Genomic DNA, 12,232 nt, shown 5'->3' on the forward strand with positions numbered 1-12,232 from the left:
ATAAAGTACTATAATGAAAGTATACAAACAGATACAAGGAGATAGGAACATGAATCTTAATAGAAATGACCACTGTTGGTGTGGTAGTAATAAAAAATATAAAAATTGTCATTTGCAATTTGATGAAAAAATAAACTCTTATAAACTTAAAGGTCATATAGTACCACCTAGAAGCATAATTAAAACACCTGAACAAATTGAAAAAATAAAAGAAAGTTGTGCTATTAATACTGCAGTTTTAGACTTAGTAAGCAAAAATATTAAAGCTGGGATGTCAACTGAAGAAATAAATACTATAGTTCATGATTTTACAGTATCACAAGGTGCAATTCCAGCTCCACTTAACTTCCAAGGATATCCTAAAAGCGTTTGCACTTCTTTAAATGATGAAGTATGCCATGGTATTCCTAGTGAAGATGTAATATTAGAAGAAGGAGATATCATTAATGTAGATGTTTCTACTATATATAATGGATATTTTTCAGATGCATCTAGAATGTTTAAAATTGGAAATATACATCCTGACTTAGAAAAGTTAGTAAGAGTTTCAAAAGAGTGTTTAGATAAAGGATTAGAAGCAGCTAAACCATGGGGGTACTTAGGAGATATAGCAGAAGCTGTACAAAAACATGCTGAAGCTAATGGTTACTCTGTTGTTAGAGAATTCGGTGGACACGGAGTAGGACTTGAGTTCCACGAAACACCTTTTGTTTCTCATGTTGGTAAAAAAGGTACTGGAATGTTGTTAGTTCCTGGTATGGTATTTACTATTGAACCTATGATAAATATGGGTTCTCCTGATATATTTATTGATGAATCTGATGGTTGGACAGTTTTAACTGAAGATGGTTATCCTTCATCTCAATGGGAATATACAGTTTTAGTAACTGAAACTGGTGTTGAAGTCTTAACTCATTAATAAATAAAAATGGTGTAGATTATATATCTACACCATTTTTATTTATTATATATTATCCTATTTTAACATTTTAATTATTTTATACCTATATTTATAATAATTTAATATATGATATTGGCTTTATTCTCTATATTTTGTCATATTATTAAAAGTAATATTTTCTATTTTAATTTTAGTAATTCTGTTATAAAATTAATAAATGCAAGAAATATTTCAGTGTTTTTACACTCTGAAGGGAGACATTCAATATTGAATACAGAATTAACTAAAGAAAATCTACAAAAAATTTATGGTAAAGTAAGTCCTTTTGAATTTAAAGATAAATTATTACAACTAGCCGCAATAAATAATGATACTATCTTAGATGCTGGTAGAGGTAATCCAAACTGGACAGCAGCAACTCCTAGACAGGCTTTCTTTACATTTGGACAATTTGCTATATTAGAAACACAAAGATCATTAAATATTGGTGATTTAGCCGGAATGGTTCAAAAAGATGGAATTTCAAAAAGATTACTAGAATATATTAATGCTAATCCTTCTTTACCTGGAATAGATTTAATAAGAGAAATTTATAACTATGGTATAAACGAACTTGGATTTGATGAAGATGAATGGATTTTTGAGTTAGCTGATGGAATAATAGGAGATAATTATCCTGTTCCTGATAGAATGCTTGTACATATAGAAAAAATAGTTAATAGATATTTATTAAAAGAATTATGTGGAAATATACAATCTGAAAGTGATTTTGATGTTTTTGGAGTTGAAGGTGGAACAGCTGCAATGTGCTATATTTTTGACTCTTTAGAAAAAAATCATCTACTAAATAAAGGAGATAAAGTTGCACTTATGACTCCAATCTTTACTCCATATTTAGAAATCCCTCACTTACCACATTATAATTTTAATGTAATTAATATTCATGCAAATGAAGTTGATGAAAATGGAATACCTACATATCAATACTCTGAAGATGACTTAAATAAATTAAAGGATACAAGTATAAAAGCTGTATTTATAGTAAATCCAAATAATCCAGCTTCAATAGCATTAAATGATAAATGCAGAGAAACCTTAAAAAATATAGTAAATAACTATAATCCAAATTTAATGGTTATTACTGATGATGTTTATTGTACATTTGTAAATAACTTTAGATCTGTTCTTAGTGATTTACCTTATAATACTATTGGAGTTTATTCCCTTTCAAAGTATTTCGGTGTAACTGGATGGAGACTTGGAACTATAATATTAAATAAAGATAATATATATAATAAATTAATTTCAGAAATATCAGAAATGCATAAAATTAGTTTAAACACAAGATACTCTCATTTGTCTTGTAATCCTGAAAAAATATCATTTATAGATAGAATTGTTGCAGATAGTAGACAAGTTGCTTTAAATCATACAGCTGGACTTTCAACACCTCAACAAGTTCAAATGGCATTCTTTTGCGCTTTCACTTTAATTGACTCTAATGATAATTATAAAAATTTGACTAAATCAATTTGTCAAAAACGTAAAGAACTATTATGCCAAGGGCTAAATGTTAAAATATTTAATGATCCACACTATGCTTCATACTATACTGAAATAAATATTTTAGATTGGGCTAGAGTTGAATATGGAGTTGAAGCAAGTAAGTATATAGAAAAAAATTATACTCCTTTTGATATACTTTATAACTTAGCTAAAAACTATTCTACTGTTCTTTTAAACGGTGATGGTTTTGCTTCATCTAGATGGGGGCTTAGAGTTTCTCTTGCCAATTTAAATGATGAAGCTTATTTAAAAATCGGACAAACATTAAGAGAAATATTTGATAACATTATAAAGGAATTTAAAGCTAATTATAAATTAGAAATAAGCTGCTAATACTAAAAGTGCCTAATACTTATTTATAGGCACTTTTTCTTTAGTTCGTTTTTTTTAATAATTTAATATCAAAATTTAATATTATATAATATACTTAAAATATTAAATGGAGATGATTTTATCCGATGACGTTTCACGTCCCTGGATAAGTTCACCTACCCAAATATAAAATTTGGAGGTTTACTTATGGAAAATAAAATAGATCAATTAAGCAAAATATTAAGTGAAAGTAATAACATAGTATTCTTTGGAGGAGCAGGTGTTTCTACCGAGTCTGGAATTCCTGATTTCAGAAGTTCTAATGGATTATTTAATGAAAAACTTAATATAACATTTACTCCAGAACAACTAGTTTCCCATAGTTTTTATATTAGATATCCTGAAGAATTTTTTAACTTTTATAAAGCAAAACTAATATACCCTGAAGCAAAACCTAATGAAGCTCATATAGCCTTAGCTAAACTTGAAGAAATGGGAAAATTAAAAGCTGTTATAACTCAAAATATAGACGGATTACACCAGGCTGCTGGTTCTAAAATAGTTTACGAGCTTCATGGTTCTGTTCTTAGAAATTATTGTGTAAAATGTCATGCTTTTTATGATGAAAAGTTTATTTTAGAATCTAAAGGAGTACCTACTTGTACTAAATGTGGAGGAACAGTTAAACCTGATGTAGTTCTTTATGAAGAAGGATTAGATGATTCTACTATTAGAGGTGCTGTAAATGCTATAGCTAATGCAGATACATTAATAATAGGAGGCACTTCTTTAGTTGTATACCCTGCTGCTGGCCTTATTGATTACTTTAAAGGTAAAAATCTTGTGCTTATTAATAAAAGTTCAACTTCTGCTGATAGTAAAGCTGATTTAGTTATTAATGATTCTATTGGCAAAGTATTAAGTACCGCTGTAAATTCAATTTTCTAGAAAGTCACAAAAAATTCTCCTAGTAAAGGAAATTTACCTTCCTCAACTAGGAGAATTTAATGATATATTACTCTGCAGCTTTTTCTGAAGAATTTTCTATTTTATCAGAATTTTCTTCATCTCTGCATTTACACTTATTTTCTTCTTTTTTGTTATCTTTGCACTTATTATCTTCCTTCTTTACATCTTCCTTGCATTTATCTCCATCTTTTTTCTCATGTTTCTTATGATCTTTTTTATGATCTTTACATTTTTTCTTATCTTCTTTTTCTTTCTTCTTACAAGAATTCCTTGAAGTATCTTCTACGTCATCTTTTGATGATTCCTTAGAAGTCTTTTTACTCTTATCTTCTGTACTCTTTTCTTCTGGAGCTGAAGTTTCCTTCTCCTTCTTTTCCTCTTTATTTTCTGAAGGCGCTTCTATTGTAGTCTTATTACCATCTGCTGGACTAGTACCTAAAGTTTGTGCATAAGTAGTAACACCTTCAACCATCATTAATGCAGAACATATTAATAATGATACAACTTTTTTCTTCATAACTTTTTCCTCCAATGTTTTCTTTAGTTTATTATTACTCCTAAGTATTTCAAGTTTAGTATTACCCTTTTTCAGCCAAATTATTATTATCCAACACCATTGTATAGCCCTAAAATTATGATGTAAATAAATCCTTTTTAACTACTAATTTCTCAAATTTGTACAATATAGAAAAAATCTTTTTATCATAGACTAATACTTCTATATTAGTTCCAGAAACCATAGGTGATATTTTAATTTGAAATTCTCCATTAGCCTTTGCTTGAGTTGTTCCTACAGTTCCATTTTCAGATACAACAATAATATTACTATTAGGAACCGTCTTACCTTTAATCTTTTCGCTACTTGCTGTAATCTTATCTACCTCCAAGTTAACATACTCTTCATAATCTGAAACGACTTGTGTTGCCATCATTGCATGTCCAACTTGATTAGGAGAAATCCTAGCTACTCCATTTTCAACCTTAAAATTTAACACTTCCTCACTATTTAATATGTGATAACAATCTATAATTTTATAATCATTATTGCTATTATTCTTAACTATCAAATCATTAATTAAATTTATTTGTTCATTAAAAAAATCATAAATATTACATTTTTTATTAATAGGATTATATACTGTATTTACATATATATCTGCTTCTGGTGCTAATTTTTTAATTTTTTTTATTATACTAGGAAAGTCCTTTGAAAATTTATTTACTTCATTTAAAATTTCACTCTTTATTTCATCACTATTTAAATACTCACTTATTATAGAATCAAAGGTTTCTTCATCACAGCCTTGTAATATGCTTTCATCTATATTTAAATTTCTCAATATAGCATTTAATATATTATTTCCTCCAATTGACACTGTAATTAAATCTGAATTCTTTATTTTTTCCTTATTTTTATCTATTATATTTAATAGCTCTGAAGAAGTTATTCCTTCCTCACTTAAATTACTGTAATCTAAATTATCATTTACTGCATATAGAAAATCTTTAATTAATGAAATATATGAAGCATCATAATCATTATCTGCTTCTATAGATATCTCATCCCCTATAGCAACATATTTATCTAATACTTTATTAGAAACTTCTCCCTTAACTTGCATAGCTACAGGTAGTGCCAATAAAATCATTCCTATAATTATTATAAATATTACTTTAACTCTATTCTTCCTTTTCACAATATCCCCTCCACCCTTTTGAACTCCTATACTTATTATAGGTGCTTTTTTCCTAAATTTACAGATTTTTTAGGTATTTTTTTCCAAAATATATCTACATAATTTTGCTCTATTTTTAAAAACAACTTAATTTTCTACATATTGTTTTAATCTAAATACTTTTAAATAATCAAAAAAATAAGCTACCTTAGGTAATTTCATTTATTACCTAAGGTAGCTTAAAATTCTACATATATTTTTCTAAAGTTTCAGCTCTGTTATAAGATTTTTTTATTATCTCTTTTGGATAACCTATATGGTCTAATAACTTAATAGCATTACGTGTTTTAGATACTCCCCTTTTTAGCTTATAATCAAAATTTAATCCCTTACTATCTACTTTCTCACTAAAATAGAAGAAATCATAATTTTCTTTAAGAATATCTGTAAGCTCCCTATCATGTGTTGCAACGATTGATATACTATCTTTACTATTAATATATTTTAATATTTCTGCAGAAGATGCTATTCTTTCAATTGGATTTGTCCCTCTGAATATTTCATCTATTGGACAGAATACTGGTAAATCTAATTCTAAAGCTTTAATTATTCTAAGTAGCGCTTCAGCCTCAGCCATGTAATAACTCTTTCCTAAAGTAACATCATCACTTGGACTTATTGATGAAACTATATTAAATAAACATGCTTCATACTTTTTAGTTAATGTAAAATTAAATGTTTGTGCAAATATAATATTAAGACCTATCATTCTTAAGAATGTAGACTTTCCTGCCATATTTGTTCCTGTTAAAACAATTCCCCTCTTCTCAAAATTAATTGAATTAGCAACTGCATCTTTTATTAATGGATGTACACCATCTACTATATTAATACCAACTTTATCTACAAATTTAGGTTTAGTATACTTTCCTTTTATTTCTTCCTTATAAGATGCTATAGACATATAACTTTCTATTTCACCTATTAAATAATATAAATCTAAAATATACTCTCTCTTTTCCTCTAATAAGCTAGCAATTCTATAAAAAGCAGTTTCCTCTAATAAAAATGGAATAGTTAAAACTTCAAAAACTCCACCAGCTGTATTAGCCAATTGAATTGGTTTAGTAGCACTATCAATTCCCTTTAATTCTTTTAATAACGCTTTAATTTTATTATTATAAATTTCAATTGCAGGATGTTTTATGTCTTGAATTTTTTTTGCAGAAATTATAATATTTCTTAAGTAAAGTAGCCCTTGTGATTTAATATTTTTTCTTTCCTTATCATTAATAAATACATTAACCCATAACAATATAAATGTAGCTAAAAGTAATCTAGGCTCTTTTAATAATATAGATAATATTATTGTTCCAAACATTAAAACTCTACCAAATAAAATATATAAATAATATTTAGTTTTATTTTCCTCCAAAGATTCCATTATCATATCTAAGAATGTATTTTTTTTATCATATCCTAGCTTGAAATAAATCATTTGTAATTTTGTTCTTAAATCAGTAGATTTTCTTAATATTTCAACTAATTCATCTCTTTCCTCTAATCTCTTCTTATCATGAAGTGGGTTTCTAAGCATTTTATATAAAATTGCTTCTCCTGCACTACTATAAGTTCTATCAACCTTAGCAAAAACTTCATCCATATTGAAATCATCCCAGGTTTGATCATCTATTGTATATCCATCATGCTCTTCCATATCAAAATAAGTTCTTATATATTTAAAGTTTCTTTTCTTTTTTCTTTCTTCACCAAAATCTTTTTCCATCATATCATAAAGACCTAAAAGCGAATCCATTATATTTTTCATTTTACACCTCTTTTTACCCATTAAATTTACTATTAACATTTAATTACTATTATACACTATAAGCTTATTTTATTATATAAAAAGCAACATAATATACTAAAAAACTCCCCATAAGCTCTAAATAAACCTTAAAACTTATGGGAAGTATAAAACTAATTTTATTTTGTTATTTCATCTTTTTTTATATGTAAATCCATTTGTGGATATGGTATGCTAATATCTTCTTCATCAAACCTAATTTTAGCTGTTTCAAGTAAATCAAAATAAACTTTCCAGTAATCACCGTTGTTAACCCAAACCCTTACTACGAAATTAACAGCACTATCTCCATGTGCAGAAAGGGCTATAAACGGTTCAGGATCTTTTAAAATTAAATCATGTGCGTCTACAATATTTGATAATACTCTCTTTACCTTAAGAACATCTTGCTCATATCCAACTCCAAAAGTTAAATCTACTCTTCTTAACTCTTTTGCTGAATAATTTACAATACTTCCATTTGCTAAATTACCATTTGGAACAAGTATAAGCTTATTATCTGTAGTTGTCATATGTGTATAAAACATTCCTATTTTTTCAATAGTACCTGAATGACCAGATCCTTCAATATAATCTCCAACATTAAATGGTCTTATTAATAATATTATTACTCCTCCTGCAAAATTAGATAAACTACCTTGTAATGCAAGCCCTATAGCGACCCCTGCAGATGCAACTAATGCTGCTATTCCTGTTGTTTGAATTCCTACATACTCTAAAAATATATAAATTACTATACCCTTTAACACTATTTCTACAAAGGTATCTAAAAATGTGGCTACTGTGGCATCTACATTTCTTTTCTTTAAAGCTTTACTCATTATATTTACTACTTTTTTAACACTCTTCCACCCAATCCATAATAAAATTAATCCTATAATTAACTTTATTCCTTCTGTAATTGCCCAATTAATAATTTTGTTTAAATACTTTTCTAAGTTCATAGTTGTACAAAGCGCCTCCCTAATTTTATTCATTATTTTATTATATACATATTTAACTTTTTGTAAACTTCAAGTTAAAAATTTGAGGCGCATGTAATAAATTACTAATTATTTTTATTTATCTTTATAAAACTTATATAAATAATAACTATTCACAAAGAATATAAATGAATTTATTATCCCAACAGGGTAAGCTTTTACTGTAAAACCATATATAGCAAATAATATGCACCCTATTGAATTTATTACTCTAAGCTTTACTATATCAGTCATAACCAAAGATATAGCAATCATAATTGATGCTACATATCCAACCCACTCAATTGCTGGTATTTCAAACATTGTAACCACTCCATTCTAATTTTATTTACTAAAATTAGTTTGTGCAAAATATCTTAAATTTAAAAAGTAAATTTATATCATACAAATTGGATTTTTATTATAAATTCCATTAAAATTCTCTTAATATTCTCTTAAACTAATTTCAAAAAGAATATTTTAAGTATATAATATATTTGATTCTTGTAATTTCTCAAGGTATCTTACCAGAAAGGAGTTATTATCGTATAATGAAACTTAATTTCAAAAATACAACTAAATATTTATTAATTGTATTATACCCATTGTTCTTATCAATTTTATTAGAATATAATATCTGTCAAAACTTCAATGACACATTAAAATTCTTAATAAAAAAACCCAACATATTATTATTTAATATTATTATTTGTACCATCTTATTTGTTGTAATTTTTCTTATATTTAAAAAGTCTTACTTATCTATTGCTATTCATGGGGGTATACTTTATATTCTCTCTTGTATTGAATATTTTAAATATAAAACTAGTGGAAGTCATTTGGTAATAAGTGATTTATTAATGACAAAAAACTTAAGTGACGTTGGAAAATTTGCTTCATTAACAATTACTTATCCATTAATTGTTAACTTTATAATATTGGCATTATATATTTTCTTAACTTATAAAAACAACTTAAATTTAAATTTTTCTCTTAAAAAACGTATTTGTAGTTGTTCTATTATAAGTTTATTGATAACTATAATTCTGGCAACACCTATTTCTGCAAAAATTTTTTCAGTCTTTGAAATAGAAACTCCAGCTGCTACTAATATATTAGAAAGTAATGAACAGTTTAGTGATATAGGATTTCTTCCTTATCTAACAAAGACTACATCAGAAAATTTAATGGATATAGTAGATCCACCGGAAAATTATAGCTATGATTCTATAAAAAATTTACTAACTAATAATGATACAAACACGAACTCTCAAACTACACCTGAAAATAATCCTAATATTATTTTTATTATGTCTGAATCATTTAGTGATTTTAGAGTTTTTGACTCTTTAGATATTGATAGTAACATTTATTCTGGATTTGATTCAGTTGAATCTGAAGGATATGTTGGAAATTGTGTAGTTCCAACCTTTGGAGGATATACTACAAGAACTGAATTTGAACTATTAACAGGTTTACCAACTTATGCAATTAATACACCTTCAGTTCCACAAAATTTATTGAAAAAACAAGAGATCATAGATACAATTCCTAGTTATTTTAAATCTCTTGGCTATAGTACATCCTATATTCATCCTTTTAGTAAAACTTTTTATGACAGGAATACATTATACACAGAATATGGATTTGATAGATTATATTTTGATGATAACATGACAGTTGAAATTGAAAACTTTAGAAGATATATTTCTGATAAAAGTGTTTTTAACCAAATTAAAAATGTTCTACAATCAAATGAAAGCCCAAGTTATATATTTGCTACTACTATGCAAAATCATCAACCTTACTATGCAGAAACAGCTGAAGGAGCAGATCAATTATCATACTACTTAGCTGGTATTAAGGAAACTAGTGATCAATTAAGAGAGTTTACAAACTGGTTAAAGGATTTTGATGAAGATGTATTGCTTGTTTTTGTTGGTGATCATTTTCCTTTTTTCACACCAGATGATAATGTTTATGATAGATTAGGTGTTTCTGATGACAATGCAGAATTAATTTATAACCAAAAATATATATTGTGGAATAATTATGATTCTACTATTTTTGATAAAGATATTACTACTATTTCTGCATTTTATATACCTTATGTTGTTACAGACTTAATTAATTCTAAAAATACTGATTTTATGAGCACTATGAAAAGTTTAATGAAGGACTATCCACTTTACTCACCAAGCATTCAAAGCTCTGATTTTCGAAATGAAGCTTTAGATTTGATTACTTATGATAAAGTTATAGGTGAAAATTATAGTTCAGATAATAATAATAATTGAATTTACTAAACTTAAAATTTTCACTTCATTAATTTAAACTTATTTGTGAAGTACTAAAAACTGTTTTAGTAAAAAACTTGACTCTAAAATATTTTAGCAATAAAAAATATTTTAGAGTCATATACAACAATTATTTCAAATCAAATATTATATTTCCTTTATCATCATAACCTAACTCTTTAACAAATGTATGTCTATTTGGATCGTATAATGGATCTCCCACTATCTCTTTATAATTCCTTGCATGATATACTAGCATATCTGTTTCTCCATCTTCTGAAACAGTAAAGCAACTATGTCCTGGACCAAATATACCATTTTCTTCATCCGTCTTTAAAACAGGTTTTTCTGACTTATGCCAAGAATCTTTATTTAACAAGTCACTATTTTCATCGGCTATTAATACTCCCATACAATAATTATAATCAGTAGCACTTGCAGAATATGAAATAAATATCTTTCCATTTCTATTTAGTACTGCTGGCCCTTCATTAACCAAAAACCCAATCTTTTCCCAATCATATTCTGGTTCTGCAATCATTACCTGCTCACCTTCTATTGTCCAAGGATTCTTCATCTTTGCAATATATAAATTTGAGTTTCCATATATATTAGGATCCTTTTGAGCCCAAACTAAATACCTAACTCCATTATGCTCAAATGTTGTTGAATCTAATGCAAAGGATTCCCAATTACTTTTTAATTGACCCTTCTCTCTCCATTGACCTTCTAATGGATTTTCACTCTCATTTTCTAATACAAACATTCTATGATCAAATAACCCCTCATTTGTTTCTGTAGTTCTAGCTGCTGCAAAATACACATACCATTTACCATCAATATAATGAATTTCAGGTGCCCATATATTTGCACTCAACATACCCTCATCATGCTTTCTCCAAATAGTTACCCCATCTGCTTCTGCTAATCCATTTATTGTTTTTGCTCTTCTTATTTCAATCCTATCATATTCAGGTACTGAAGCCGAAAAATAATAATATCCATCTGTATGCTTATATATCCATGGATCTGCTCTTTGTAATATAATAGGTTTTAATAATTCTTTAACTGTCATAACTCTCCCCCATATTTAATACCAAATTTACAATATTTTTTACTATCTTTTTTCATACTCTATTTTCATTATTATATCTTGTGGATAATCACCAAAAGATTTTCCGAATATACTTATTCCACCTATATTTTTTGCATTTTCTTTTATACCAATTCTTACACTTATAAAATCATTGTCTGTAATCTTAAAATCATCAATTGTTTTATCAGATAATTTTACATCATCAATATAAGTGCCTGTGTCCTTAATTCTCCAATATTTTAATAATCCGTATTGATTTATTGTATCTGGCCACCACTGTGGATTATTTCTTCCACGTCTACCCCCAAAATCCCCTGGACTAGTCCATGTTCCAACTTCTATACCATTTATCCACATGGTTATATCTGATGGCCAATCATTTTTATAATGTGGAGCTTCTGAACATATTTCTGTTGAAATTTCCAACATATTTATATTTTTATTTTTTATAAATTGCAATAACAAATTGAACTAATTTCTGTTTATGACTTAAATACTTGAATTTACTTAGATTGAATAGATTTTATCTAGATATATTTCAAATAGTTCTTCTGGAGTTTTATAGTTTAGTATTCTCCTTGGAAGA

At 27.1% G+C, this 12,232-nt stretch carries 11 protein-coding genes; 4 read left to right on the forward strand and 7 right to left on the reverse strand.

What is annotated here, in order from left to right; genetic code table 11:
* The first annotated feature begins 49 nt into the window (after positions 1 to 49).
* From Q0Y03_RS11780 to Q0Y03_RS11790, 3 genes are all read left to right on the forward strand, one after another.
* Entirely contained in the window at positions 50 to 919 is an 870-nt protein-coding gene (locus Q0Y03_RS11780; RefSeq protein ID WP_297714013.1) for a methionyl aminopeptidase, read from the forward strand.
* Between the two features lie 246 nt (positions 920 to 1,165).
* Positions 1,166 to 2,800: an aspartate 4-decarboxylase gene (gene aspD / locus Q0Y03_RS11785; protein ID WP_297714022.1), complete on the forward strand. Its 1,635-nt coding sequence runs from the start codon at positions 1,166 to 1,168 to the stop codon at positions 2,798 to 2,800.
* Positions 2,801 to 2,986: 186 nt separating this feature from the next.
* The gene (locus tag Q0Y03_RS11790; RefSeq protein ID WP_297714014.1) at positions 2,987 to 3,727 is read left to right on the forward strand and encodes an NAD-dependent protein deacylase; all 741 of its coding nucleotides are present in this window, start codon (positions 2,987 to 2,989) and stop codon (positions 3,725 to 3,727) included.
* Positions 3,728 to 3,794: 67 nt separating this feature from the next.
* On the opposite strand, the gene Q0Y03_RS11795 is transcribed toward Q0Y03_RS11790, so the two are convergent.
* From Q0Y03_RS11795 to Q0Y03_RS11815, 5 genes are all read right to left on the reverse strand, one after another.
* A complete protein-coding gene (locus Q0Y03_RS11795) occupies positions 3,795 to 4,265 on the reverse strand; it encodes a hypothetical protein (RefSeq protein WP_297714015.1) in 471 nt (156 codons plus the stop codon).
* 115 nt (positions 4,266 to 4,380) lie between these two features.
* Positions 4,381 to 5,445: a GDSL-type esterase/lipase family protein gene (locus tag Q0Y03_RS11800; RefSeq protein ID WP_297714016.1), complete on the reverse strand. Its 1,065-nt coding sequence runs from the start codon at positions 5,443 to 5,445 to the stop codon at positions 4,381 to 4,383.
* A gap of 226 nt (positions 5,446 to 5,671) precedes the next feature.
* The gene (locus tag Q0Y03_RS11805) at positions 5,672 to 7,240 is read right to left on the reverse strand and encodes a DNA mismatch repair protein MutS (protein ID WP_297714023.1); all 1,569 of its coding nucleotides are present in this window, start codon (positions 7,238 to 7,240) and stop codon (positions 5,672 to 5,674) included.
* A 170-nt stretch (positions 7,241 to 7,410) separates the two neighbouring features.
* Positions 7,411 to 8,235, reverse strand: coding sequence for a mechanosensitive ion channel domain-containing protein (locus tag Q0Y03_RS11810; RefSeq protein WP_297714017.1), 825 nt, complete (start codon positions 8,233 to 8,235; stop codon positions 7,411 to 7,413).
* A 114-nt stretch (positions 8,236 to 8,349) separates the two neighbouring features.
* The gene (locus tag Q0Y03_RS11815) at positions 8,350 to 8,577 is read right to left on the reverse strand and encodes a YgjV family protein (protein ID WP_297714018.1); all 228 of its coding nucleotides are present in this window, start codon (positions 8,575 to 8,577) and stop codon (positions 8,350 to 8,352) included.
* Between the two features lie 515 nt (positions 8,578 to 9,092).
* Here Q0Y03_RS11815 and Q0Y03_RS11820 point away from each other — a divergent pair.
* Entirely contained in the window at positions 9,093 to 10,550 is a 1,458-nt protein-coding gene (locus Q0Y03_RS11820; protein WP_297714019.1) for an LTA synthase family protein, read from the forward strand.
* Positions 10,551 to 10,680: 130 nt separating this feature from the next.
* On the opposite strand, the gene Q0Y03_RS11825 is transcribed toward Q0Y03_RS11820, so the two are convergent.
* Positions 10,681 to 11,625, reverse strand: coding sequence for a glycoside hydrolase family 43 protein (locus Q0Y03_RS11825; RefSeq protein ID WP_297714020.1), 945 nt, complete (start codon positions 11,623 to 11,625; stop codon positions 10,681 to 10,683).
* A 42-nt stretch (positions 11,626 to 11,667) separates the two neighbouring features.
* Positions 11,668 to 12,111: a hypothetical protein gene (locus Q0Y03_RS11830; protein WP_297714021.1), complete on the reverse strand. Its 444-nt coding sequence runs from the start codon at positions 12,109 to 12,111 to the stop codon at positions 11,668 to 11,670.
* Positions 12,112 to 12,232: the final 121 nt, after the last annotated feature.

It is taken from the genome of Clostridium sp., assembly GCF_026168755.1.
Classification (GTDB): Bacteria; Bacillota; Clostridia; order Clostridiales; family Clostridiaceae; genus Clostridium.